The sequence below is a fragment of the Caldimonas sp. KR1-144 genome (assembly GCF_049446155.1).
In the GTDB taxonomy this organism is placed as follows: domain Bacteria; phylum Pseudomonadota; class Gammaproteobacteria; order Burkholderiales; family Burkholderiaceae_C; genus Rivibacter.
This window is the reverse complement of record NZ_JBMSEE010000011.1, coordinates 163250-186822: the sequence shown is the minus strand read 5'-3', so window position 1 is coordinate 186822 and position 23573 is coordinate 163250. Positions and strand designations below refer to the sequence as shown.

At 70.0% G+C, this 23573-nt stretch carries 29 protein-coding genes; 12 read left to right on the top strand and 17 right to left on the bottom strand.

Annotation, left to right across the window (positions count from 1 at the left end; genetic code table 11):
- Positions 1–51: 51 nt before the first annotated feature.
- The 6 genes from ACO2TI_RS22030 to pqqA form a co-directional block, all read right to left on the bottom strand.
- Positions 52–1065: a bifunctional riboflavin kinase/FAD synthetase gene (locus ACO2TI_RS22030; protein WP_423287474.1), complete on the bottom strand. Its 1014-nt coding sequence runs from the start codon at positions 1063–1065 to the stop codon at positions 52–54.
- Positions 1066–1097: 32 nt separating this feature from the next.
- Positions 1098–2228 carry a pyrroloquinoline quinone biosynthesis protein PqqE gene (gene pqqE, locus ACO2TI_RS22025; protein ID WP_423287472.1) on the bottom strand — a complete coding sequence of 377 codons (1131 nt, stop codon included), beginning with the start codon at positions 2226–2228 and terminating at the stop codon, positions 1098–1100.
- Positions 2225–2503, bottom strand: a complete 279-nt coding sequence (pqqD, locus tag ACO2TI_RS22020) for a pyrroloquinoline quinone biosynthesis peptide chaperone PqqD (RefSeq protein ID WP_423287470.1) — start codon at positions 2501–2503, stop codon at positions 2225–2227. The genes pqqE and pqqD overlap by 4 nt, the downstream gene beginning before the upstream one ends.
- Positions 2500–3255, bottom strand: coding sequence for a pyrroloquinoline-quinone synthase PqqC (gene pqqC, locus ACO2TI_RS22015; RefSeq protein ID WP_423287468.1), 756 nt, complete (start codon positions 3253–3255; stop codon positions 2500–2502). The genes pqqD and pqqC overlap by 4 nt, the downstream gene beginning before the upstream one ends.
- Positions 3252–4184: a pyrroloquinoline quinone biosynthesis protein PqqB gene (gene pqqB / locus ACO2TI_RS22010; protein WP_423287466.1), complete on the bottom strand. Its 933-nt coding sequence runs from the start codon at positions 4182–4184 to the stop codon at positions 3252–3254. The genes pqqC and pqqB overlap by 4 nt, the downstream gene beginning before the upstream one ends.
- A 65-nt stretch (positions 4185–4249) precedes the next feature.
- Positions 4250–4324 carry a pyrroloquinoline quinone precursor peptide PqqA gene (gene pqqA / locus ACO2TI_RS22005; RefSeq protein ID WP_423287512.1) on the bottom strand — a complete coding sequence of 25 codons (75 nt, stop codon included), beginning with the start codon at positions 4322–4324 and terminating at the stop codon, positions 4250–4252.
- Positions 4325–4585: 261 nt separating this feature from the next.
- Here pqqA and ACO2TI_RS22000 point away from each other — a divergent pair, with 261 nt between their 5' ends.
- Genes ACO2TI_RS22000 through ACO2TI_RS21990 form a run of 3 tightly spaced genes read left to right on the top strand, consistent with a single transcriptional unit; the run spans position 4586 to position 7064 of the window.
- On the top strand, positions 4586–5959 hold the full coding sequence (locus tag ACO2TI_RS22000) for an ATP-binding protein (RefSeq protein ID WP_423287464.1): 1374 nt from the start codon (positions 4586–4588) through the stop codon (positions 5957–5959).
- Positions 5956–6588, top strand: a complete 633-nt coding sequence (locus ACO2TI_RS21995) for a response regulator (RefSeq protein ID WP_423287462.1) — start codon at positions 5956–5958, stop codon at positions 6586–6588. Before ACO2TI_RS22000 ends, ACO2TI_RS21995 begins: the two co-directional genes overlap by 4 nt.
- Complete coding sequence (locus ACO2TI_RS21990) at positions 6585–7064, top strand: GNAT family N-acetyltransferase (RefSeq protein ID WP_423287460.1); 480 nt, start codon at positions 6585–6587, stop codon at positions 7062–7064. Before ACO2TI_RS21995 ends, ACO2TI_RS21990 begins: the two co-directional genes overlap by 4 nt.
- On the opposite strand, the gene ACO2TI_RS21985 is transcribed toward ACO2TI_RS21990, so the two are convergent.
- Positions 7039–7935 (bottom strand): bile acid:sodium symporter family protein, encoded by an 897-nt coding sequence (locus ACO2TI_RS21985; RefSeq protein WP_423287458.1) that lies wholly within the window; start codon positions 7933–7935, stop codon positions 7039–7041. The two genes, ACO2TI_RS21990 and ACO2TI_RS21985, sit on opposite strands and share 26 nt — an antisense overlap.
- A 137-nt stretch (positions 7936–8072) precedes the next feature.
- Here ACO2TI_RS21985 and ACO2TI_RS21980 point away from each other — a divergent pair, with 137 nt between their 5' ends.
- Together ACO2TI_RS21980 and ACO2TI_RS21975 are read left to right on the top strand one after the other, a co-directional pair.
- Positions 8073–8420 carry a GFA family protein gene (locus tag ACO2TI_RS21980; RefSeq protein WP_423287456.1) on the top strand — a complete coding sequence of 116 codons (348 nt, stop codon included), beginning with the start codon at positions 8073–8075 and terminating at the stop codon, positions 8418–8420.
- A gap of 233 nt (positions 8421–8653) precedes the next feature.
- Positions 8654–9121 (top strand): VOC family protein, encoded by a 468-nt coding sequence (locus tag ACO2TI_RS21975; RefSeq protein ID WP_423287454.1) that lies wholly within the window; start codon positions 8654–8656, stop codon positions 9119–9121.
- A gap of 9 nt (positions 9122–9130) precedes the next feature.
- Here the strand turns inward: ACO2TI_RS21975 and ACO2TI_RS21970 are convergent, their stop codons facing one another.
- Positions 9131–9853, bottom strand: a complete 723-nt coding sequence (locus ACO2TI_RS21970) for a pseudouridine synthase (RefSeq protein ID WP_423287452.1) — start codon at positions 9851–9853, stop codon at positions 9131–9133.
- A 69-nt stretch (positions 9854–9922) separates the two neighbouring features.
- Here ACO2TI_RS21970 and ACO2TI_RS21965 point away from each other — a divergent pair, with 69 nt between their 5' ends.
- Positions 9923–10798 (top strand): hypothetical protein, encoded by an 876-nt coding sequence (locus ACO2TI_RS21965; RefSeq protein ID WP_423287450.1) that lies wholly within the window; start codon positions 9923–9925, stop codon positions 10796–10798.
- Between the two features lie 52 nt (positions 10799–10850).
- Here ACO2TI_RS21965 and ACO2TI_RS21960 read toward each other — a convergent pair whose 3' ends face one another.
- The 4 genes from ACO2TI_RS21960 to ACO2TI_RS21945 all read right to left on the bottom strand — a co-directional run bounded on the left by ACO2TI_RS21960 (position 10851) and on the right by ACO2TI_RS21945 (position 14619).
- A complete protein-coding gene (locus tag ACO2TI_RS21960; RefSeq protein WP_423287448.1) occupies positions 10851–11993 on the bottom strand; it encodes an acyl-CoA dehydrogenase family protein in 1143 nt (380 codons plus the stop codon).
- A gap of 13 nt (positions 11994–12006) precedes the next feature.
- Positions 12007–13185, bottom strand: coding sequence for an acyl-CoA dehydrogenase family protein (locus tag ACO2TI_RS21955; protein ID WP_423287446.1), 1179 nt, complete (start codon positions 13183–13185; stop codon positions 12007–12009).
- A 172-nt stretch (positions 13186–13357) separates the two neighbouring features.
- Positions 13358–14131, bottom strand: a complete 774-nt coding sequence (locus ACO2TI_RS21950; protein ID WP_423287444.1) for a retropepsin-like aspartic protease family protein — start codon at positions 14129–14131, stop codon at positions 13358–13360.
- Entirely contained in the window at positions 14131–14619 is a 489-nt protein-coding gene (locus ACO2TI_RS21945) for a YajQ family cyclic di-GMP-binding protein (RefSeq protein ID WP_423287442.1), read from the bottom strand. The genes ACO2TI_RS21950 and ACO2TI_RS21945 overlap by 1 nt, the downstream gene beginning before the upstream one ends.
- An 85-nt stretch (positions 14620–14704) precedes the next feature.
- On the opposite strand from ACO2TI_RS21945, the gene murB reads away from it, so the two are divergent.
- The 5 genes from murB (at position 14705) to lysM (ending at position 18437) form a co-directional block, all read left to right on the top strand.
- A complete protein-coding gene (murB, locus tag ACO2TI_RS21940; RefSeq protein ID WP_423287510.1) occupies positions 14705–15736 on the top strand; it encodes a UDP-N-acetylmuramate dehydrogenase in 1032 nt (343 codons plus the stop codon).
- 123 nt (positions 15737–15859) lie between these two features.
- A complete protein-coding gene (locus ACO2TI_RS21935; protein ID WP_423287440.1) occupies positions 15860–16495 on the top strand; it encodes an intradiol ring-cleavage dioxygenase in 636 nt (211 codons plus the stop codon).
- Between the two features lie 46 nt (positions 16496–16541).
- A complete protein-coding gene (locus ACO2TI_RS21930; protein ID WP_423287438.1) occupies positions 16542–16937 on the top strand; it encodes a 4a-hydroxytetrahydrobiopterin dehydratase in 396 nt (131 codons plus the stop codon).
- Positions 16938–17031: 94 nt separating this feature from the next.
- On the top strand, positions 17032–17823 hold the full coding sequence (locus tag ACO2TI_RS21925; RefSeq protein WP_423287436.1) for a glycine-rich domain-containing protein: 792 nt from the start codon (positions 17032–17034) through the stop codon (positions 17821–17823).
- A 116-nt stretch (positions 17824–17939) separates the two neighbouring features.
- Positions 17940–18437: a peptidoglycan-binding protein LysM gene (gene lysM, locus ACO2TI_RS21920; RefSeq protein WP_423287434.1), complete on the top strand. Its 498-nt coding sequence runs from the start codon at positions 17940–17942 to the stop codon at positions 18435–18437.
- Between the two features lie 7 nt (positions 18438–18444).
- On the opposite strand, the gene ACO2TI_RS21915 is transcribed toward lysM, so the two are convergent.
- Positions 18445–19359 carry a LysR substrate-binding domain-containing protein gene (locus tag ACO2TI_RS21915; protein WP_423287432.1) on the bottom strand — a complete coding sequence of 305 codons (915 nt, stop codon included), beginning with the start codon at positions 19357–19359 and terminating at the stop codon, positions 18445–18447.
- A 46-nt stretch (positions 19360–19405) separates the two neighbouring features.
- On the opposite strand from ACO2TI_RS21915, the gene ACO2TI_RS21910 reads away from it, so the two are divergent.
- Positions 19406–20179, top strand: coding sequence for a sulfite exporter TauE/SafE family protein (locus ACO2TI_RS21910; RefSeq protein WP_423287508.1), 774 nt, complete (start codon positions 19406–19408; stop codon positions 20177–20179).
- A gap of 7 nt (positions 20180–20186) precedes the next feature.
- Here ACO2TI_RS21910 and ACO2TI_RS21905 read toward each other — a convergent pair whose 3' ends face one another.
- The 4 genes from ACO2TI_RS21905 to argG all read right to left on the bottom strand — a co-directional run bounded on the left by ACO2TI_RS21905 (position 20187) and on the right by argG (position 23488).
- On the bottom strand, positions 20187–20840 hold the full coding sequence (locus tag ACO2TI_RS21905) for an amino acid ABC transporter permease (RefSeq protein WP_423287430.1): 654 nt from the start codon (positions 20838–20840) through the stop codon (positions 20187–20189).
- Positions 20841–20972: 132 nt separating this feature from the next.
- On the bottom strand, positions 20973–21773 hold the full coding sequence (locus ACO2TI_RS21900) for a transporter substrate-binding domain-containing protein (RefSeq protein ID WP_423287506.1): 801 nt from the start codon (positions 21771–21773) through the stop codon (positions 20973–20975).
- Positions 21774–21864: 91 nt separating this feature from the next.
- Positions 21865–22122: a hypothetical protein gene (locus ACO2TI_RS21895; protein WP_423287428.1), complete on the bottom strand. Its 258-nt coding sequence runs from the start codon at positions 22120–22122 to the stop codon at positions 21865–21867.
- 25 nt (positions 22123–22147) lie between these two features.
- On the bottom strand, positions 22148–23488 hold the full coding sequence (gene argG / locus ACO2TI_RS21890) for an argininosuccinate synthase (RefSeq protein WP_423287426.1): 1341 nt from the start codon (positions 23486–23488) through the stop codon (positions 22148–22150).
- Positions 23489–23573 lie beyond the last annotated feature (85 nt).

Genomic DNA, 23573 nt, shown 5'->3' with positions numbered 1-23573 from the left:
GGGCTCGCGGGGCCGGCGCGCGGGGTGGCGTCGGCGGCGTCGCGGCCAGCGTCAAATTCGGTCGCGCGTGGTCTGGCGGCGTTCGGACGCGTGCGCGGCGAGCCAGGCGCGGGCGTCGGCCACGTCCTTGGCAATCGCGTCGGTCAGCGCGGCGAGGCTGTCGAAGCGAAGCTCGTCGCGCAGTTTGTGCAGCAGTTCCACGCGCACGAGTTTACCGTAGCCCCCCTCGGCGCCGAGGCGCTGAGGCCACTCGAGGCAGTGCACCTCGAGCAGCACGCGGCCCGCGTCTTCCACGGTCGGACGCACGCCCAGGCTCGCGACGCCGTCGAGCGGGCCGCCCGGCAGGCCGTGGGTGCGCACCACGAAGATGCCCATCGCGGCCGGCTTGGGGTGATGGAAGCGCAGGTTCAGGGTGCGAAAGCCACCGATCTCCCGCGCGCCGAGTTCGCGGCCGAGCTTGCGTCCGTGCACCACGTGGCCGCTGATGCTGTAGGGCCGTCCGAGCAGCGAGGCGGCCAGCGCCATGTCGCCGCCGGCCAGCGCCTCGCGCACGGCGGAGCTGGACACGCGCAGGCCGTGGACCTCGTAGCTGAGCATGCGCGCAACGTCGAAGCCGGCCGCTTCGCCGGCGGCGTCGAGCAAGGCGTAGTCGCCGGCGCGCCGGGCGCCGAAGCGGAAGTCGTCGCCGACCAACACGTAGCGCGCGCCCAGGCCCTTGACCAGCACGTCGTCGATGAAGGCCTGTGGCGATTGCGCCGCGAAGCGCTCGTCGAAGCGCAGGATCACCGTCTGGTCGACGCCGCAGCGCTCGAGCTCGGCGAGCTTGTCGCGCAGCGTCGCGATGCGCGCCGGCGCCGCCTGCGGCTGGCCGGCACGCCTGGCGAAGAAATCGCGCGGATGCGGCTCGAAGCTCAGCACGCAGCTTGGCACGCCGCGGTGGCGCGCCTCGTTGGTCAGCAGGGCCAGCATGGCCTGGTGACCGCGGTGGACGCCGTCGAAATTGCCGATGGTGACCGCGCAGGCCGCAGCGAGGTCGGGGTGGTTGAAGCCGCGGAAGACGCGCATCGCGGGATTATCGCGATGCGCGCCGGACTCGATCAGCTGGTGCTCGCCAGCCGCCGCGAACTGGCGGGATCGCGGAACACCAGCGGCTGCGCGACCGGCTCGCCGCGCTCGGCCTGCGCCACCGCTTCTTGCACCTTGGCGTGGTGCGGGCTCTTGCTGCACACCGGGTCGGCCACGGCGGCGTCGCCGGCGATCAGGAAGGCCTGGCAGCGGCAGCCGCCGAGGTCGGCCTCGCGCTGGTCGCAGCTGCGGCAGGGCTCCTTCATCCAGCCGGTGCCGCGAAAGCGGTTGAAGCCCTCGCTGTCGAACCAGATGTCGCGGATGCTCGATTCGCGCACGTTGGGGAACGAGAGGCCCGGCAGCATGCGCGCGGTGTGGCAGGGCAAGGCGGTGCCGTCGGGCGCGATCGTCAGGAAGACGTTGCCCCAGCCGTTCATGCACTTCTTCGGGCGCGCCTCGTGGTAGTCGGGCGCGACGAAGAACAGCTTCATCTCGTTGCCGAGCCGGGCGCGCCAGGCGTCGGTGACCTGCTCGGCGCGCCGCAGCTGCTCGCGCGTGGGCAGCAGCTGCGCGCGGTTGAGGAAGGCCCAGGAGTAGTACTGCGTGTTGGCCAGCTCCACGTACTCGGCGCCCAGCTCGTGCGCCATGCCGATGATGCGGTCGACGTGGTCGATGTTCATGCGGTGGATCACCACGTTCATCACCATCGGCCAGCCGTTGGCCTTGATCAGCTTCGCGACGCGCTGCTTGAGCTCGAAGGTCCTGGTGTGCGAGAGGAAGTCGTTCATCTCGCGCGTGGAATCCTGGAACGACAGCTGCACGTGGTCCAGGCCCGCGGCCTTGAGCGCGGCGGCGCGTGCCTCGGTGAGGCCGACGCCCGAGGTCAGCAGGTTGGTGTAGTAGCCCAGGCGATGGGCCTCGGCGACCAGGATCTCCAGGTCGTCTCGCACCAGCGGCTCGCCGCCGGAGAAGCCGCATTGCACCGCGCCTTGCTCGCGCGCCTCGCGCAGCACGCGCAGCCAGTCGTCAGTGGAGAGCTCCTGCTCGTGCGTCGCGTAGTCGACCGGGTTGAAGCAGAACACGCAGTGCAGCGGACAGCGGTGCGTGACTTCGGCCAGCAGCCACAGCGGCGGGCCGGGGCGCGGCGAGGCTTCGGGCTTCATGTCCATTCCAGCCAGCGCTGCTTCGCGGCGATCTCGACGAAGCCCAGGACGTCCTTCGACAATCCCTGCGCGTTGAACGTACGTTCGAGATCGACCACGATCTCGCCCAGCGTCGACTCGCCGTTGCAGCGCTTCATGATCTCGCCGGCGCTGCCGTTGAGCTGCACCATGCCTTCCGGATAGAGCAGCACGTGAGCGTTTTGCACCGGCTCCCACTGCAGCCGGAAGCCCGCGCCGATGCGCGGCTTCAGGTCGAGCGAAAGCGCTTCAGTCACGTGTTCACCCCGTAGCGCGTGGCCATCGCGTCGTTCATCGACCACAGGATGTCGAGCTTGAACTGCAGCACCTGCAGCGCGCGTTCCTGCAGCGCGCGCGTCGTGAAGTGGTCGAGCGTGATCGACAGGCCCTGCTCGACGTCGCGCCGCGCCTGGCTGACGCGGTTGCGGAAGTAGGTCAGGCCCTCGCTGTCGATCCACGGATAGTGCTCGGGCCAGGTCGCCAGGCGCTGCTTGTGGATCTCGGGCGCGAAGAGTTCGGTCAGCGACGAGCACACCGCTTCCTGCCACGGCGCCTTGCGCGCGAAGCTGACGTAGGCGTCGACCGCGAAGCGCACGCCGGGCACCACGTGGCGCAGGTCTTCCACCTCGTCGCGCGAAAGACCCACCGCCTCGGCCAGCCGCAGCCAGGCCTCGATGCCGCCGGCATCGCTTATACCGCCGAGCTCGAAGCCGTCGTGGTCGAGGATGCGCTGCACCCAGCCGCGGCGCACGGCGCGGTCGGGGCAGTTGGCCATCACCGCCGCGTCCTTCACCGGAATCGCGATCTGGTAGTAGAAGCGGTTGGCCACCCAGCCGCGGATCTGCTCGGGCGTGGCACGGCCGGTGTTGAGCATCACGTTGAACGGGTGGTGGATGTGATAGCTCTTGCCGCGCTCGCGCAGCTGGGCCTCGAAGGCGGTGCGGTCCCAGGCGGGTTCGCCGTCGTGGGCCGAACCCACGGGCTTGAGCATGTCGGCGCGCATCGTCATGGCGTGATCACCTGGCTGTCCTCGCACACATCGATGCCCGCGGCGGCCAGCGCGGCACGCTGCGGCGAGTCCTCGTCGAGGATGGGGTTGGTGTTGTTGATGTGGATCAGCAGCTTGCGGGTGCGCGCCGGCAGCCGGGACAGCCACTCGATCATGCCGCCGGGGCCGGACTGGGGCAGGTGGCCGATCGAGCGCGCGGTCTTGCCGCTGATGCCCAGCGAGGTCATCTCGTCGTCGGTCCAGAAGGTGCCGTCGACCATCACCGCGTCGGCGGTGCTCATTGCGTCGAACACGCGCTCGTCGATCTCGCCGAGGCCGGGCGCGTAGAACACCGAGCGCCCGCTGGCGCGATCGGTGATCGAAAGCCCGATGTTGTCGCCCGGCACCTGCGCCTCGCGGTGCGGCGAGTAGGGCGCGGCCTTGCTGGACAGCGGCATCGCGCGCAGCAGCAGGTCCGGCACGGCCGGCGACGAGAACGCGCGGCCGTCGAGCGGGATGCGCTCGCGCGCGGTGCCGCAGTAGTGCTGCAGCACCCGCAGCACCGGGTTGCCGGTGCTGAGATCCTCATGGACGGGGTCGGTGCACCACAGCGGCAGCGGGCTCGTGCGCTCGCGCAGCATGAACAGGCCGGTGGCGTGGTCGATCTGGCCGTCGATCAGCACGACGCCGGCAATGGCCGTGTCGCGCAGCCCGCGCGCCGGCTGCAGCGCCGGGTTGCGCTGGATCTGCGTGAGGATGTCGGGCGAGGCGTTGATCAGCAGGCCGTCGACGCCTCCGTCGCTCCCGTTGCCGGGCTGGACGAAGATCGACGACTGCGTGCGCGCCTTGGCGCGCAGCGACCCGCTGCGCACGCCGGCGCAGTTGCGGCAGTTGCAGTTCCACTGCGGAAAGCCGCCGCCGGCGGCCGAGCCGAGCACCGTGATGCGCATCGCAGGAAAAGGGGTGGTTCGGAAACGAGAGAGCCCGCCGGGTGGCGGGCTCCGCGGCTCGGGGCTTAGCGCGCCGAGATGTACATCGTGATCTCGAAGCCGAAGCGCAGATCACGGGCTTGCGGGGTTTCCCAGGTCATTCAAGGTCTCCTTCATTTCCAGGTCGATGGACACGGCGCCGGCTGGCACCGAGAAGCGCCGATCTCCGGCAACTCATGGCCCATCGTGCGCCCGGCGCGCCCTCGCGCACAGCGCCCCGGTCATGAAAGCGTCCTCATGATTTTCATGATTCGCGTGCCGTGGGCTGCCGATACCATGGGTTAACCATGAGCCCCGCTCGGCCGCCCCGAAGGGCGAATGCCCTCTCGGAGGCAGCGCGCGGAGCGCCAAGGGTGCCAACCATGAGCCTGAGACTCAAGATCCACCTCATCGTCGGCGTGCTGGTCACGCTGTTCGTCGCCGGCGTGCTGGGCCTGCAGCTGCGCAGCCTGCGCGAAGGCGTGCACGAGGAGGTGATCGCCGCCAACCGCGTGGCCGCCCAGCTGCTGCGACGCACCGCCTGGCTGCAGGCGGCCCAGGGCACGCCGGCGATGCTGGCCTTCCTGCAGGGCGTGGGGCGCGTGCGCTCGAACGACATCGTGCTGCTCGACGCGCAAGGCGCCGAGCTCTACCGCTCGCCGCCCTCGCCCTACAAGACCGGGCGCGACGCGCCGCAATGGTTCGCGCAGCTCGTGCTGCCGCCGCCGACAGAGCAGTCGATCGAGTTCCCGGACGGCCGTCTGGTGGTGCGCTCCGATCCCTCGCGCGCGGCGATCGACGCCTGGGATTACAGCGTCAGCCTGCTCGGCTGGGGTGTCGCGTTGTTGCTCGCGGTGAACGCGATCGTGTTCTGGGTCGTCGGGCGCACCGTGCGGCCGTTCGCGCGCATCATCGACGGCCTCGGCGCGGTCGAGAGCGGCAAGCTCGACGTCGCGCTGCCGCCGCTGCCGGGCCGCGAGGCCCGTGCGATCGGCGCGGCCTTCAACCGCATGGTGGCCCGCTTGCGCGACCAGTTCGAGGCCGAGCGCCGCGCGCTGCGCGCCGAGCAGCAGCTGTCCGACAACCGCGAGCTCGGCCGCTGGATCGACCACCACATCGAGCAGGAGCGCCGCATGATCGCGCGCGAGCTGCACGACGAGTTCGGCCAGTCGGTCACCGCGATCCGCAGCATGGCGCTGTCGATCGCCGAGCGCGTCGGCGAGCGCGACGCCGACTCGGCCCAGGCCGCGCGCGTGATCGCCGACGAATCCCTGCGGCTGTACGACGCGATGCACGGCCTGATCCCGCGGTTGGCGCCGCTGGTGCTCGACCGCTTCGGCCTGCCCGACGCGCTGCGCGACCTCGCCGAGCGCACGCGACGTAGCCAACCCGGCCTGCGGCTGGAGCTGCAGATCGAGCCGGGCGAGGCGCAGCTGTCGTCCGATGCCGCGCTGGCGCTGTACCGCGCGGCGCAGGAAGGCCTGACCAACGCGCTGCGGCATGGCGGCGCCGCCAACGTGCGCGTGGCGCTGCGCGGCGATGCCAAGGGCGTGACGCTGCAGGTCGACGACGACGGCGCCGGCCTCGCGCCCGATTGGCAGCAGCGCAGCGGCCACTACGGCCTGCGCTGGCTCGGCGAACGCCTGCAGGCCTTGCAGGGCCGCTTCACGCTCGAGCCGCGCGGGCCGGGCGGCACGCGCCTCGAGGTGCACGTGCCGCTGCATGCCGACGAAGCCGTACAAGGAGTGAGCGCATGACGCGCGTGATGCTGGTGGACGACCACGCCGTGGTGCGCATGGGTTTTCGCATGCTGCTGGGCGCCAAGGGCGAGGTCGAGGTCGTCGCCGAGGCGGGCAGCGGCGAGGAGGCCTTGCAGGCCTACGCGAAACACAAGCCCGACGTGGTGGTGATGGATCTCTCGATGCCCGGCATGGGCGGGCTCGAAGCGGTGCGGCGCCTGCTTGCGCAGGACCCGAAGGCGCGCGTGCTGGCGCTGTCGGCGCACGAGGACACGGCGCATCCGCAGCGCGTGCTCAAGGCCGGTGCGCTCGGCTACCTGGCCAAGCGCAGCGCGCCCGAGGCGCTGCTGGCGGCGGTGGCGGCGGTCGCGCGCGGCGAACGCTACGTCGACGCGCAGACCGCGCAGGTGCTGGCGCTGGCGCAGATCGAGGGCGAGACCAGCCCGACCGAGGCGCTGTCGGAGCGCGAGTTCTCGGTCTTCATCCAGCTGGCGCGCGGCGCGAGCGTTGCGCAGATCGCCGAGAACCTGAAGCTCTCGCCGAGCACGGTGGGCACGCACCTGTACCACATCAAGCAAAAGCTCGGTGCGAGCAACCAGAGCGAGATTACGCTGGTGGCGCTGCGCTGGGGGCTCATCGAGGCATGACGCTCCTGGGCGTGGACATCGTCGCGGTCGACCACACGCAGCAGGCCATGGCGCGCCGCCTGCACGCGGTGCAGATGAGCGCCTATGCGCAGGAGGCGAGGCTGCTCGGCGCGGTCTGGTTCCCGCCGCTCGAACGCAGCGTCGAAGACATCGCCGACGGCCACGAGCGCTTCACGGCCGCGTTCGTCGGCGACGAGCTTGCCGGCGCGATCGGCATCGAGCCCGACCCCGAAGGGCTGGGCCTGACGATCGCCTCGCTCGTCGTCGCGCCGCCGTTCCAGCGCCGCGGCATCGCCCGTGCGCTGATGGCGCAGCTGCTGGCCGAGCACGGCCACGGCGTGCTGACGGTGCAGACCGGCGCGAAGAACGCGCCAGCGCTCGCGCTCTACGCTACCTGCGGCTTCGGCGAGCTGCGCCGCTGGTCCGTCGGGCGAGAGCCGCTGGAGCTCGTCAAGCTGCTTCGGCCGGTGCCGTAGCGATGGCGGCCGGGCCGGCGAAGCGCCGCATGCCGTAGGCGAAGGCCAGGCCGCCGGCGTACATCAGCACGCCGTAGACCGCGCCGGGGATCGCCATCGCGTCTTGCTTCAGCACCGAGCTTGCGACCACCAGGGCCAGCGTGGCGTTCTGGACGGCCGTCTCGATGCCCAATGTCACGGCCTGCGGCCGCGACAGCCGCACGAGTCGCGCCGCGGCGAATCCGGCCGTCAGCATCGAGAGGTTCAACGCCAGCGCGAACGGCGCCAGCGTTGCGAAGTGTTCGCGCAGCAGCGCCCAGTTCTTGGCCACCGCCGCCAGCACGATGAGCACGAACAGCAAGGTCGCGATGCGCGTGGCCAGCGGCTCGAAGCGCAGCGCCCAGGTCGTGCGCCGCGCGCGCACGAGCATGCCGATGCCCACCGGCAGGCCGAGCATCAGCAGGATCTGGCCCATCATCTGCCCCACCGGCGCCGAGACGGCCTGCGCGCTGCCGGCGAAGTGCTCGAGCGAGAACACCACGATCAGCGGCAGCGTGAAGATCGTGACGACGCTGGCCACCGCGGTGAAGCTCAGCGCCAGCGCGACGTCCCCGCGCGCGATGTAGGTCAGCAGGTTCGAGGTCGTGCCGCTCGGGCAGGCCGCGAGGATCATGAAGCCGACCGCGAACGCCGCCGGCAGCCCGGCCGCCTTGAGCATCGCGAAGCACACCAGCGGCAGCAGCACGAAGTGGCATGCAACGCCCACCAGCAGCGCGCGCGGCTGCTTCACGATGCGCGCGAAATCCGCTGGCGTCAGGCCGAGCCCGAGCGAGAACATGATGAAGGCCAGCGCGAGCGGCAGCAGCAGGCCCGAAACGATGTCGCCTTGCATCGGCGTGTCTCCCCGACCGGGTTGAACGTGATGGCGCGCGATGGTGCCGCACGGGCGTGCGCCAGAATCTCCGCATCGGCCCGAGCTAGGGAAAGTCCCCGGCGCGGGCTCCATGGTGACATCGACAGGAGACAGCCATGACCTACCACGGCAGCTGCCACTGCGGCCGCATCGCATTCGAAGTGGAGGGCGAGATCCAGGGCGCCATGTCCTGCAACTGCTCGATCTGCCAACGCAAGGGTGCGCTGATGTGGTTCGTGCCGCGCGACGCGCTGCGCTTGCTCACCCCGGACGAGAACGCGAGCACCTACACCTTCAACAAGCACGTCATCAAGCATCGCTTCTGCCCGGTGTGCGGCATGCACCCCTACGGCGAGGGCACCGACCCCAAGGGGCAGGCCACCGCGGCGATCAACCTTCGCTGCCTGGAAGACGTGGACCTCGCCACGATCCCGGTGACGGCCTTCGACGGCCGCTCGCGGTGAGCGTCCACCCCCGAAGCGCCTTCGGCGCCTCCCCCTCGAGGGGCGCCGCCAGCGGACCGGCCAAGCCGGATCCGCGGCGGCTGCTGGGGCGAAGCGATGAATGCGCTGGCGTGGTCGTCGGGCTCACGATTTGCCCGCCGACCTGTCGATCCGGCGACGGCTCGATCGTCATGGGGTCGAAGCGCGCCGATCGCGCCTTCGCCCCTTCAACCGCTTGAACCAGGAGCGAGACCATGTCCCAGCCAGGAAAGTACGACCCTGCCCGCCTGTCGACCCTCACGCCGCACATCGTCTGCGCCGGCGCCGGCGAGGCGATGGAGTTCTACGCCCAGGCCTTCGGCGCGGTGCAGGAGATGCGCCTCGACGGGCCGGACGGCCGGCTCGCGCACGGCATGATGCGCATCGGCAACTCGACCTTCATGCTGGCCGAGGAGATGCCCGACTGGGGCAGCCTGGGCCCGAAGACGCTCAAGGGCACGCCGGTCACGCTGCACCTGATGGTCGACGATGCCGACGCCGCGATCGCCAAGGCCGTCGCCGCCGGCGCCAAGCTCACGATGCCGGCCGCCGACATGTTCTGGGGCGACCGCTACGGCCAGGTCGAGGATCCGTTCGGCCACCGCTGGTCGATCGCGCACCATGTGCGCGACGTCAGCATCGAGGAGATGAAGCAGGCGATGGCCAACATGCCGGCGCCCTGACGGACGGCCTCAGGCCGGCGCGCGAAGCTCCGCTTCGTCGACCCAGCGCCACTGCCCCGGCGCCAGGTCGCCCAGGGTCAGCGCGCCGAAGGCGCTGCGGTGCAGCGCCTCGCAGCGGTTGCCCATCGCCGCGACCATGCGCTTGACCTGGTGGTACTTGCCCTCGGTCAGCGTCAGGCGCAGCGTGTGCGTGCCGGTGGCCTCGGCGGCCGCGGCGCGCACCGGCTTGGGGTCGTCGTCGAGCACCACGCCTTGCAGCAGGCGCGCGATCTGCGCGTCGTCGATCGCATGCTTGGTGGTCGCCTCGTAGACCTTGGGCACGTGGTGCTTCGGCGAAGTGAGGCGGTGCAGCAGCGCGCCGTCGTCGGTGAGCAGCAGCAAGCCGGTGGTGTCGGCATCGAGCCGGCCGACCGGCTGCACGCCGGCGGTGGCGCCGCCTTTCTTGCCACCGCGCAGCCGCAAGGGCGAGGGCAGCAGCGTCATCACGCTCGGCCAGGTCGAGGGCTTCTGCGAGCACTCGTAGCCGGTGGGTTTGTGCAGCAGCACGATGGCGCGTTCGCGAAACGGCCACGCGCGGCCCTCGACTTCAAACACGAGGCCCGCCGTGTCGATCTCGGACTCGGGGTCTTCGACGACCGTGCCCTGATGGCTGACGCGGCCGCCCAACAGCAGTGCCTCGCATTCGCGGCGTGTGCCGAAACCCTGCGAATAAAGTACCTGGGACCAGTGCATCGGCGCAGTCTAGTGGCTGATCCGGCCCACGACGGCGGCGCCTGAACCTCGAACAAGGACAGTGAAGACATGAGTCGCTTGCCCGGCTGGGGACTGCTTTTGATCCTGATGTTGCCGCTGCTGGTCTACTTCAGCGTCTCGGGCCTGGGATCCGAGAAGGCGCGCGTCAACCTGGAGCGCTATCACGAGTGGGCCGGCAGCGAAGCGGCGGTGCTGATCCAGCCCTTGCAGAAGCATTACCTGAGGCACCGCCAGCCCGCCGTCGCCGGCGACATCACGTTGCCGCCGGTGCCGGCCAGGAGCGGCGTGAAGGCCTGGGTGCTCAATGCCGACAGCAGCTTGCTCGTGACGCTGGACGCCAAGGTCGATGGCCGCGAGGTGCAGCTGCACTATGTGCCCATCGTGCGCGGCCCGTCGAGCCTGTTCTACGACTGCGTCAGCAACACCTCACCGTCGCACGTGAGGCGCTTTTGCCGCGGCGAGATCCTGAAATCGGTGGCCGATGTACCGGCGCAGCTGGCCGCCAATGCCGAGGTGCTTGCCAAGCTCGCGCCCATCGAAGCGGCCTCGGGCTCGTCGCTGGCGGCGGGGGCACCGATCGGCAGCGTGCTGGCGGTGCCCCAGACGCCGCAGGACGTCAATGACTGCGGCTTTCAATGCGTCAAGCCGCAAAGCTGCGTGACGCAGCGACCGCTGGCCTGTGCGAGGTTGGCGAACGAGGGCGGTGGCTCCTACCTGGAGGTGCGGCCGACCTTCGACAGCGTTTCCGGCAGCCAGCTCGCGACCCGCGGCGCGGCCGATGCTGCCTGTGCCCAGGCACTGGGCACGGGTTTCAGGCTCGCGACCGCAGGCCGCCTGAGCGGCAGGTTCGATCTGCGCAGCGGCTACGAGTACTGGGTCCACAACGACGTGCGCCGGGAGCAGAACTGCTGGGTGGAAAGCTGAGATGAAAACGGCCGCCCGAAGGCGGCCGTGAGAAGGACTGAAGCGTAGGGGCTCAGGCAAACACGCCGGCCGTGTCATGCATGCGCGCGCTCACCTCGCCGAGGTGGTGCAGCGTGTCGCCGAAGCTCATCTCGATCACGGTGAGCCGCTTGAAGTAGTGGCCGGCGCTGTATTCCTCAGTGACGCCGATGCCGCCGTGCAGCTGGATCGACTGCTGGCCGACGAAACGCATCGACTGGCCGAGCTGCACCTTGGCCTGCGACAGCGCGCGGCGGCGCTCGGCGGCGGGTGCCGCGAGCTTGAGCGTCGCGAAGTAGCTCATCGAGCGCGCGAGCTCGAGTTGCATCTTCATGTCCGACATGCGGTGGCGCAGCGCCTGGAAGCTGGCGATCGGCACGCCGAACTGCTTGCGCGTGTTGAGGTACTCCGCAGTGATGCCGAGCAGCTTGTCCATCGCGCCGACCGCCTCCGCGCACAGCGCGGCGATCGCCACGTCGGCCGCGAGCTCGAGCACGCCGAAGGCCTCGCCGGCCGGCAGCAGCTGGACGGCCGGCGTGTCGGCAAGCGAAAGCTCGGCCGCGCACGCGCCGTCTTGCGTCGGATAGCCGCGCAGCTTGACGCCGGCGGCCGCGCGGTCGACCAGGAACAGCGCGATGCCCGAGGCATCGTCGACCGCACCCTCGACGCGCGCCGGCACGATGAAGGCATGCGCATGCGCGCCGGTCGGCACCACGCTCTTGGCGCCGCTGATCGTCCACGAGCCGCTGGCCGAGCTGGCGGTCGTCGTCACGTGGTTCAGGCGATAGCGCGCCGCGCGCTCCTGGTGGGCCAGCACGATGCGCTGGCTGCCGTCGGCGATCGCGGCCAGGCGCTCGGCGGCCTGCGGCGCCTTCGAGTGCGCGAGGATCGACGCCGCCACCAGCGCGACCGGCGCATAGGGCTCGAGCACCAGGCCGCGACCCAGCTCCTCCATCACGACCATCGCCTCGACCGGGCCGAAGCCCATGCCGCCGTGCGCGTCGCTCACGGCCAGGCCCATCAGGCCGAGCTCGGCCATCTCGGTCCAGGCCTCGGCCGAGAAGCCGCCTTGCTTCTTGACGATCTGCTGGCGGCGCTCGAAGCCGTAGCCCTTGTCGACCCAGCGGCGCACCGCGTCGCGCAGCTGTTCCTGTTCGTCGGTGTAGTCGAAGTCCATGTCTGTCTCCTGCTCAGCCGAGAACGGTTTGGGCAACGATGTTGCGCTGCACTTCGTTCGAGCCGCCGTAGATCGTGGTTTTGCGAACGTTGAAGTAGTTCGACGCCAGCGGCGCGACATGCGCAGCGCCGACGTGATCGCCCTGCCAGCCGGCTTCCATCGCCTCGAAGAGGAAGGGCAGGCTGTAGGGGCCGGCGGCCAGCATCATCAGCTCGGTGTAGCGCTGCTGGATCTCGCTGCCGCGGATCTTCAGCAGGCCCGCGACGTCGAGGCTTTGCTTGCCGCTTTGCTCGGCGCTCAGCACGCGCAGGACCATCATCTCGAGCGCGACGATGTCGACCTCGAGCAGGGCGATCTGGTCGCGAAAGCGGGCGTCCTCGTAGACGCCTTCGGCACGCGCGATGCGCTTGAGCCGCTCGAGCTCGCGCTTGGCGCGGTTGACGTCGGCGATGTTGGTGCGCTCGTGGGCCAGCAGGTACTTGGCATAGGTCCAGCCCTTGTTCTCCTCGCCGATCAGCTGGTCGGCCGGGACTTCGACGTTGTCGAACCAGACCTCGTTGACCTCGTGCTCGCCGTCGAGCGTGATGATCGGGCGCACCGTGATGCCGGGCGACTTCATGTCGATCAGCAGGAAGGAGATGCCGGTCTGCGGCTTGCCTTCGGTGCTGGTGCGCACGAGGCAGAAGATCCAGTCGCCGTACTGGCCGAGCGTGGTCCAGGTCTTCTGGCCGTTGACGACGTAGTAGTCGCCCTTGCGTTCGGCGCGCGTCTTCAGGCTGGCGAGGTCGGAGCCCGAACCGGGTTCCGAGTAGCCCTGGCTCCACCAGACGTCGCCGCTCATGATCCCGGGCAGGAAGCGCTTTTGCTGTTCGGGCGTGCCGAAGGCCATGATCACCGGCGCGACCATCACCGGGCCGAAGGGCACGACGCGCGGCGCGCCGGCGAGGGCGCATTCCTCTTCGAACAGGTGGCGCTGGATCGCGTCCCAGCCCGGGCCGCCGAACTGCTTGGGCCAAGCCCAGCCGTGCCAGCCCTTCTTGCCGAGGATGCGGGCCCAGCGCTGCATATCGTCCTTGTTCAGCCGCAGCGCGTTGTGCACCTTGTGGCTGATGTCGGCCGGAAGGTTGGCGCGCACCCAGGCGCGGATCTCTTCGCGAAACGCCTGCTGTTCGGGCGTGAAGTTCAGGTCCATGCGTGTCTCCTTGCGCGCCCGGTGCTCTCAAGTGTCGAAGGGCCGGCGCGTCAGCTCGCCTTTTAGCACGGTCGTTCGATTTGTGGGGGTCGCCAGGGTGACAGCGGGCGGGACCCGTGCGATTGCCGCAGCGCTCGGCGAGCGCTTGCAGGCCCTTGCGGGCAGCCGGAGGCTAGAACCGCCGATCCAGCGTCAGCGTGTCGTTCTCGCGCTTCATCTGGAAGCGCGTGAGGAAGCTGTTGCCCAGCAGGATGAAGGGCATCTCGGCCGGCTGCACCACCGCGTCGACGTTGTAGATCTCCACCTCGCCGATGCGCACCGAGGTCAGCGACACGCGCCAGCCGACGGCCTCGCCGTTGGCGGTGCGCAGGCCCACGCGCTGTCCTTGCTGGTAGGGCAGGCCCAGGCGGTCGGCCTCGGACTTGCCGATCGCGATGACGGTGGCCCCGGTGTCGACCAGGAACTGCACGCCGCGGCCGTTGATCGAGCCGGGCGTCGTGAAGTGGCCTCGCGCGTCGCCTTGCAGCACGATCTGGCGTGGGCCGCCGCCGGCGGCCGCAGCGCGGTTGATACCGGCCAGGTCCTGCGGGGCGGCGCCCATCACCAGCGTGTGGCGCTGGCCCTCGACCTCGATCACCGCGTCGCTTGCGCCCACGCTCACCAGGCGCACGCCGCGCAGGCTTTCACCGGCCTTGAGGCCGCGCGGCGCGCCGCCGTCGATCACCAGCACGGCCTGCTGGCCCATCGTGCCGACCAGGGCCACGCGCAGCGCGATCACCGGGCGCACCGCCGAGGCCGCGACGGCCGGCGGCACCTGGGCCGCGGCCGGCAACGAGAGCGCCAGGACGAACAACGCAAGCTGCCACGCCGGCCGGCCGCCGGGCCGCCCCAGGGCCGGCCAGCCACCTTGGGGGGCAGCGAGCCAAGCGAGCGTGGGGGCCGACATCAGTCGCGGAAATTGTTGAAGGTCAGCGGCAGATCCGCCACGTCCTTGCGGATCAGCGCGATCGCCTCTTGCAGCACGTCGCGCTTGGCGCCGGTGACGCGCACCGTGTCGCCCTGGATCGCGGCCGTGACCTTGAGCTTGCTGTCCTTGACGACGCGCACGATCTTCTTCGCGCTGTCGGTGTCGATGCCGGCCTTGACCTTGATGAGCTGCTTGACCTTGTCGCCGCCGATCTTCTCGACCTTGGCGCTCGTGTCGAGAAAGCGCGCATCGACGCCGCGCTTGGTCAGCTTGGCCATCAGCACGTCCTTGACCTGCTCGAGCTGGAAGTCGCTGTCGCCGAACAGCGTGATGTCCTTGTCCTTGAGCTCGACCGCGGCCGACGTGCCCTTGAAATCGAAGCGCGTGCCGATCTCCTTGGCGGCCTGATCGACCGCGTTGCGGACCTCGACCAGGTTGGGTTCGAGCACGGTGTCGAAGCTGGGCATGGCAGAAACACTCAGGCGGCGGTGGATCGGCGAAAATTCTGCCATGTCTGCCGTCAGCCACGCCCCCGCCGCGCCGCGCGAACCGATCGCGGTCGAGTCGGGCGTGAGCCTGCGCACGTTCAACACCTTCGGCTTGCCGGCGGTGGCGAAATCGCTGGTGCGCATCAGGAGCGACGCCGACGTGCGGCGCCTGCTGGCCCACCCCGAATTCGGCCGCGCGCCGAAGTTCGTGCTCGGCGGCGGCAGCAACCTCGTGTTCACGCGCGATGTGCAGTCGCTCGTGCTCAAGGTCGAGGTGCCGGGCAAGCGCATCGTCGAGGTGCGAACGGATGCGGTGATCGTCGAGTTCGGCGCCGGCGAGAGCTGGCACGACGCGGTGATGTGGACCTTGTCGCACGGCTTCGGCGGCCTGGAAAACATGGCGCTGATCCCCGGTACCGTGGGTGCCGCGCCGGTGCAGAACATCGGCGCCTACGGCCTCGAGCTGAAGGACCGCTTCGACTCGCTCGACGCCGTCGACCTCGTCACCGGCCGCACCGTCACGCTGTCGGCGCCGCAGTGCCACTTCGGCTACCGCGACAGCGTCTTCAAGCAGCCCGCGAGCGATGGCGGCCTGGCCGGCAAGAGCGTGATCACGCGCGTGCGCCTGCGCCTGCCGCTGCCCTGGCTGCCGACGCTGGGCTACCTCGACCTGCAGCGCCGCATGGACGAAACCGGCAACCACACGCCGACGCCGATGGAGATCGCCGACTGGGTGATCGCGATCCGGCGCGCCAAGCTGCCCGATCCGGCGGTGATCGGCAATGCCGGCAGCTTTTTCAAGAACCCGGTCGTCAGCGAGGCGCAGTGCCGCGACATCATCGCCCGCGATCCGCACCTGGTGCACTACGCGATGCCCGACGGCAGCTTCAAGCTCGCGGCCGGCTGGCTGATCGACGCCTGCGGCTGGAAGGGCAAGTCGATCGGCGGCGCCGGCGTCTACGAGAAGCAGGCCCTGGTGCTGGTCAACCGCGGCTCGGCCACCGGCGGCGAGGTCGTCACGCTGGCCCGCGCGATTCAGGAAAGCGTTTACGGCCGCTTCGGCATCCGGCTCGAGCCGGAACCGGTGGTGATATGAACCACCCCCGAAGCGCCTTCGGCGCTGCCCCCTCAAGGAGGCGCCGCGAGTGGACCGGCAAAGCCGGATCCACCGCGTCCGCTGGGTGTAGTGGGTAGCGCGATGCGCTCTCGAGCGACTGCGATGAAGGTCCGCCGCCAACTCCTGTTGCGCGGTGCATCGATCGCGGCCGCGAGCCTGGCGATGCCGGCCATGTGGACCGGCGCGCGCGCCCAGGCGCCGCAGACGCTGCGCCCGACGCCGGCGCAGACCGAGGGGCCGTTCTATCCCGTTCAGCTGCCCGCCGACACCGATGCCGACCTCCTCGCGCAAGGCGAGCGCCGTTACCGCCGCGGCGAGCCGCTCGCGCTCAGCGGCCGCGTGACCGATCTCGACGGCAGGCCGCTTTCCGGCGCGCAGGTCGAGATCTGGCAGTGCGATGCCGACGGCCGCTACCACCATCCCGGCGACGGCGGTCGCGCCGATCCCGACTTCCAGGGCTTCGGCCGCGTGACGGTCGACGCCGACGGCCGCTATGCGTTTCGGACCATCCGCCCGGTGGCCTACGCCGGGCGCACGCCGCACATCCACGTCAAGCTGCGCCTGGGCGCTCGTGCGCTGCTGACGACGCAGCTCTACGTCGAGGGCGACCCCGGCAACGCACGCGACGGCCTGTGGCGCAGCCTGCGCGACGCGGCCGACCGCGCGGCGCTGACGCGGCGCTTCGAGCGCGTCGACGGCGGCTGGCGCAGTGACCTTCCGATCGTCGTTGCTACCTGAACGCGGCACGATGCACAGGCCGTTTCTGGCAAATGGGGAGACCGCGATGACGAAGTGGCGCAAACCGAGTTCCAACACCGCCTACACGCCCGAGGAGATCGAGGCGAGGCTGAAGGAAGAGTTGCCGCAGTGGTACTTCGAGGACGGCTGGATCCGCCGCAAGTACAAGACCAGCGGCTGGAAGGCGACGCTGATGGTGGTGAACACCGTCGGCCACCTCGCCGAGGCGGCCTGGCACCACCCGGACCTCACGGTCAGCTATGCCTTCGTGATCGTCAAGCTGATGAACCACGAGGCCAAGGGCGTGACCGACAAGGACTTCGCGCTCGCGAGCAAGATCGAGGAAGTGCTGATGTGGCAGCCTGGCAAGGAAGAGGGCGCGGTGCTGCAGGGCACGCCGAACGACGACCCCCGCTTCAAGTACCTGAAGTACGACGCCTGATGCGCCGGTGTCATCGCGCTGTCACCGTGCCGCGGCACAGTGCGATCGCTAGTAAAAGAAGAAGCACGACAACAAGAAGAAGCAAACGAGAACGATGACACCGAAGTGGAACCCGAGTCCGACCGGCTTGCCGGTCCCGAGCCTGGCCGCGCTGATGCGCGGCCTTTTGCTTTTGGTGCTGGCCGCGGCGTGGTGGCGCGGCTTCAAGAGCGGTGCGATCGGCGCGGCGATGGCCATCACCGTGGCCTCCACGCTCGGCTGGGCGATCGTCGCGCAGCTGCAGCGGCGCACGCGCGAACGGCACATCGAACAAGCGCCGCTGCCCTCGCACCTGGACCGCGCGCTCGCCAAAGCCTATCCGCAGCTCGATGCCCACCAACGCCGCCGTGTCGAGGCGGGGCTGCGGCAGTTCTTTCGCGTCCACCTGCGCGCTCGCGGGCTCGCGGCGATGCCCTCGCAGGCGGTCGACGCGCTGTGGCACGCCTTCATCCTCGACACGCGCGCCTACGCCGCGTTTTGCGCCCGCGCGCTCGGGCGCTTCTTGCACCACCGTCCGGCCGAGAGCTTGTCAGGCGACGCCAGGCGCAACGACGCCCTGCGCCGCACCTGGTACTGGTGCTGCCGCTTCGACGGCATCGACCCGCGGCGGCCAACGGCACTGCCGCTGCTGTTCGCGCTCGATGCCGAGCTCGCGATTGCGGGCGGCTTTCGCTACGTGCCCGACTGCAAGGCGATCGCCGGTGCCGCGGCGCTGGGCGTCTACTGCGGCGGCGATTTCTCGGACGGCGGCGTCGCGGGCGATGCCGGCGGCTTCGGCGGCGAGTCCGGCGCGGGCGACGCAGGCGGTGATGGTGGCGGCGACGGCGGTGGCTGCGGCGGCGACTGAGAGGCCCCGACCGAGGTCGCGGTAGCGGCCGCGCGCGCGACCTGCTAAGTTCGGCCGGTCAGACCCCGCACAACCGCTTCGCTCACCCGCGAGGCACAGCCAGGGAGAGTCGCACGATGGGCATCATCAGTTTCTTCAAGGAAGCCGGCGAAAAGCTGTTTGGCGCCAAGGAGACCGAGGCCGCCGCGCAGGCGCCCGATCCGGCTGCCGCGCAGGCCCGGCTCGCCGAGCTCAACGCTGCCGCGGGTGCCGCGATCCGCAAGTACATCGACACCCAGAACCTCGCCGCCGAGGGCTTGAAGGTCGAGTACGACGGCGCGACGCAGACCGTCACCGTCAGCGGCACCGCGCCCGACCAGGCCACGAAGGAGAAGATCGTGCTGTGCTGCGGCAACGTGCAAGGCGTCGCCAAGGTCAACGATCTGCTCGCCGTCGCACAGGCCGCGCCCGAGTCGCGCTTCCACCTGGTCGAGAAAGGCGACACGCTGTCGGCCATTGCCAAGAAGATGTACGGCAACGCCAATGCCTACATGAAGATCTTCGAGGCCAATCAGCCGATGCTCAAGCACCCGGACAAGATCTATCCGGGGCAGCTGCTGCGCATTCCCGAGTAGCACGGCCTCACGCCGCCTCGTTCGCGAGGTGGTCCAGCAACAGCGCGCCGGCGCGGCCCATGCGCTCGCCGGCGGCGCTGCACAACAGCAGCCGCCGCTGCGCCCAGTCGTCGGCCAACGGCACAGCGGTCACTCGCCCGTCGGCGAGGCGGCGCGCGGCGACGGCCGGCACCACGCCGATGCCGACCCCATCGCCGACCAGCGCGATCACCGCGTCGACGCTGCCCACGCGCACGCGGTGGTGCAGGCCGCGCCCGTGCTGCAGCGCCTGGCGCTGCAGGAAGCGGCTCAGCCCGCTCTCGGCCGCGAGGCCGACGAAGGGCCGCTCGATCAGGTCAACGAAGCGCAGCCCGCGGCGTGCGATGCCACGCAAGCTGCGCGGCAGCACGGCCACCAGCGGGTCTTCGCGCCAGACGCGCGCGTGCAGGCCTTCCGTGCCGACGTAGTCGGCGACGATGCCGATGTCGGCCTGCTCCTGGCGCAGCGCGAGCAGCACGTCCTGGCTGTCGAGCTCGCGCAGCTCGACGTCGACGTCGGCATGCGCGGCGAGGAAGCGCCCGATCGCTCGCGGCAGGTGCTCGGACATCGCCGCCGTGTTGCACAGCACGCGCACCGTGCTGCGCACGCCGTGGGCGTGGGCCGCCATCGCGGCATGCAGCGCCTCGAGCTCGCGCTGCAGCCGCCCGGCGTGGCGCAGCAGCGTGCGCCCGGCATCGGTCAGCGTGACGCCTTGCTTGGCGCGGCGCAGCAGCGGTGCACCGATCGCATGCTCGAGGCCTTGCAGCCGCGTGCTCGCCGCGGCCAGCGAGAGATGGATGCGCTGCGCGCCGGCGGTGATCGAGCCGCCTTCCACGATGGCCACGAAGAGCCGCAGGTCGAACGGGTCGATGCGGTAGCCGGCGCTGGTGGCGAGTCTGCTCATGGCTTCATCCTTCGCTATTGCGGAAGGATAGCTGGGCGTGAATGCGATGGACCGGCGCGCCGCCGCGGCTCACGATGCCTGCATGGAGAACATCTCGCTGAGCTTCGTGGCCTTCGTTTTCGCCTTGGCGGGCGCGGTGAAGGGCGTCACCGGTCTGGGCCTGCCGACGCTGTCCATGGCGCTGCTGGGCTGGTCGATGGCGCCGGCGCAGGCCGCCGCGCTGATGCTGCTGCCTTCGCTCCTGACGAATCTTGCGCAGTGTGTCGGGCCGCATGCGCGAGTCCTGGCGCGGCGTCTGTGGCCGCTGTGGCTGGCGATGGGCATCGTCGCGGCGTTCGCGCCGGTGCCCGGCCTGGGCGCATCGCGCTCGTTCGCCGCGGGCCTGCTTGGCGCGGTGCTCGCGGCCTATGGCCTGTGGGGTCTGGTGAAGCCCGCCCTGCCGCGGCCAGGTCGGCGCGAACGCTGGATCGCAGCCGGTGCCGGCGCACTGTCCGGGCTGCTGACGGCGGCCACCGGCGTGTTCGTGATGCCGCTCGTGCCCTTCCTGCAGTCGATGAAGCTGGAGCGTGACGCGCTCGTGCAGGCGCTCGGCCTGAGCTTCACGCTGGCGAGCCTGGCGCTGGCCGTGCGTCTCGAAGGCCTGGGAAGCGGCTTGGCCACCGAGGCATGGCCGCTGCACGCGGTCGCGGTGGCGGCGGCCTTTGCAGGACTCGGCGCCGGCGCATCGCTGCGCGGGCTGCTGCGCGCTGCGACCTTCCAGCGCGCGCTCTACGCGGTGTTCGTGATGCTCGGCCTGGCCCTTCTGGCCAAGGCGTTGTAGATGGCGCTCAATGCGGGAACGCGAGCCGGCGCTCCAGCAGCCTTTGCACCTGCTCGAACGCGAGGCTCAGCACCCAGTAGATGCCGGCCGCCGCGATGTAGAGCGGAAAGGGCTGGAAGGTCGTCGAGATCAGCTCCTTGGTCGCGAGCATCAGCTCGGTGACCGCGATCACGCTGACGAGCGAGGTGTCCTTGATCAGGCTGATCAGGCTGTTCGACATGCTCGGCACCGCGCTGCGCAGCGCCTGCGGCGCAACGACGTAGCGCAGCGTCTGCGTGCGCGAGAGACCGAGGCTGGTGCCGGCCAGCCACTGGTTCTGGCCGATGCCCAGCACCGCGCCGCGCAGGCTCTCCGAGAGATAGGCCGAGACGTTGAGCGTGAGCGCGAGGATGCCGGCGGTGATCGGCGAGAACTCGATGCCCACGCTCGGCAGGCCGTAATAGACGATGAACACCTGCACCAGCAGCGGCGTGCCGCGCAGCGCGCTGACGTAGACCGTGGCGGCCTGCGCGAGCACCGGCCACTGCAGCACGCGCAGCAGCGCGACGAAGGCGCCGAGCGCCAGGCCCAGCACCATCGCCGCGGCGGCGAACAGCAGCGTGTAGCCGGTGGCGCGCAGCATCACCGGCGCGGCCAGGGCGAAGAGTGATTGCAGGTCCATCGCGCTGGCCTTTCTTCTTCTGATGACTCACGGTGGATCACAGGCGCCGCGCTCGAGGCCGCGCCGGGCCGCTCCCAAGCGGCCGAGGGCCCCCTCGGGGGGCAGTGAGCGCGGCGAGCGTGGGGGCCAATGTCACTGCGCGACCGGGGGCTTGGAGACGTCGCGGCCGAAGTACTTGTTGGAGATCTTCGCGTAGCTGCCGTCGGCCTTCAGGTCGGCGAGCGCCTTGTCGATCGCCTGCTTGAACTTGGGGCTGCCCTTGCGAAACGGGATCGCGTTGCTTTCCAGCTTGCCCAGCGGCGCGCCGGCCTTGACCGGCAGCCTGGTCTTTGAGGCGAGGTAGGGGATCAGCAGGCTGTCGTTGAGCGCGGCGTCGATGCGACCGGACGCGAGGTCTTGCAGGTACTCCTGGGCGCCCGGGTAGACCTTGACCTCGGCGCCCTCGATGCCGCGCGCGATCTCGGCAAAGTTGGTGCCCTGGCCGACGCCGATCTTCTTGCCCTTGAGATCGGCCGGGGTCTTCAGCGGGCGCGTCTCGTTGGCGCGGATCACCAGCTGCGGGCTCGAGACCACATAGGGTTCGCTGAAGTCGAAGGTCTGGCGGCGCTGGTCGGTCGCGGCGACCTGGTTGACGATGACGTCGAACTTGCCCGCCTGCAGGCCGGCGAGGATGCCGCTCCACTCGGTGGTCGTGAACTCGGGCTTGACGCCCAGCTTGCCGGCGATCGCCTCGGCGATCTCGACGTCGAAGCCGGTCAGGCGGCCGGCCTCGTCCTTGTAGTTGAAGGGCGGGTAGGTGCCCTCGACGGCGATGCGCAGCGTGCCGCGCTGCTTGACCTCGTCGAGCAGGTCGGCGGCATGGGCCGTCGCGGCCAGCAGCGGCAGCGCCAGCGCGGCCGCAGCCAGCAGGCGTGAAGCGAGCGATCTCATCAGCGTTCTCCTTGTGGATGGCGAAAGGCCGATGGTGCCAGCGCGCCATCGGCCTTGCCGGAGCATGCTTATGAGCAAAGCGCAGCTCGCGGCGTCACTCGGACAGCTTGGGGTGGCCGCGGTGGCGCTTGTGGAAGGTGTAGGCCTCGCCGCCGGGCAGGCGGCCTTCTTCGACCGCGTCGACACCGGCCTTGCCGATGCTGGCCGCGAGTTCGCTCGACAGGCTCACATGGCGCTTGCCCTCGCGGCGCAGCTGCTCGGCGAGCTTGAGCGCTTCGCCGAGCTGTTCGTCGCCGAGCTCGCGGTGAGCGGCGAGGCCTTCGGTTTCGAGCCAGTAGACGACGATGGGCATGGGCCGAACGTGCCTCGCGGCCGCCTTAGCCCTTGTCGGGCTCGCCAAGCTGCGGCAGGGGCGCGCCGCCGCCCTGCGTCAGCAGGCCGCTGCGCGCGTAGATGCCGAGCTTGTCGCGCGTGTCGACGATGTCGAGGTTGCGCATCGTCAGCTGGCCGATGCGGTCGGCCGGCGAGAACGGCGCGTTCTCGACCTTCTCCATGCTCAGGCGCTCGGGCGCGTAGGTCAGGTTCGGCGAGACGGTGTTGAGGATCGAGTAGTCGTTGCCGCGGCGCAGCTCGAGCGTCACCTCGCCGGTGACCGCGCGCGCGACCCAGCGCTGCGCGGTCTCGCGCAGCATGATGGCCTGCGGGTCGAACCAGCGGCCCTGGTAGAGCAGGCGGCCGAGCTTGCGGCCGTTGTCGCGGTACTGCTCGATCGTGTCCTCGTTGTGGATGCCGGTCACCAGCCGCTCGTAGGCGATGAACAGCAGCGCCAGGCCCGGGGCCTCGTAGATGCCGCGGCTCTTGGCCTCGATGATGCGGTTCTCGATCTGGTCGCTCATGCCCAGGCCGTGGCGACCGCCGATGCGGTTGGCCTCGAGCATCAGCTCGACTGCGTTGGCGAAGGTCTTGCCGTTGAGCGCGACCGGCTGGCCTTCCTCGAAGCGCACCGTCACTTCCTCGCGCTTGACCTCCACCTCGTCGCGCCAGAAGGCCACGCCCATGATGGGCTGGACGATCTTGATGCCGCTGTTCAGGTGCTCCAGGTCCTTGGCCTCGTGCGTCGCGCCGAGCAGGTTGGAGTCGGTGGAGTAGGCCTTCTCGGCGGACATCTTGTAGCCGAAGCCGGCCTTGGTCATGAAGGCCGACATCTCGGCGCGACCGCCCAGCTCGTCGATGAACTGCTGGTCCAGCCAGGGCTTGTAGATCTTGAGCGACGGGTTGGTCAGCAGGCCGTAGCGGTAGAAGCGCTCGATGTCGTTGCCCTTGAAGGTGCTGCCGTCGCCCCAGATGTGGACGTCGTCCTCCTTCATCGCGGCCACCAGCATGGTGCCGGTCACTGCGCGGCCGATCGGCGTGGTGTTGAAGTAGGTGACGCCGGCGGTCGAGATGTGGAAGGCGCCGCTCTGCAACGCGGCGATGCCTTCGGCGACGAGCTGGGCGCGGCAGTCGATCAGGCGCGCCTTCTCGGCGCCGTACTGCATGGCCTTGCGCGGGATCTCGTCGTAGTCGGGCTCGTCGGGCTGGCCCAGGTTGGCGGTGTAGGCATAGGGCACGGCGCCCTTGAGCTTCATCCAGTGCAGCGCGGCGCTGGTGTCCAGGCCGCCGGAGAAGGCGATGCCGACCTTCTGGCCGGTGGGCAGGTGCTGAAGAATCGTGGCCATGATCTGAGAGGTGCTGCGAGCGGGGGGCCGGCGCCGCCCCTCCAGGGGAGCCAGGCGCCAGCCGCGCATTGTCGCCGCTCGCGGC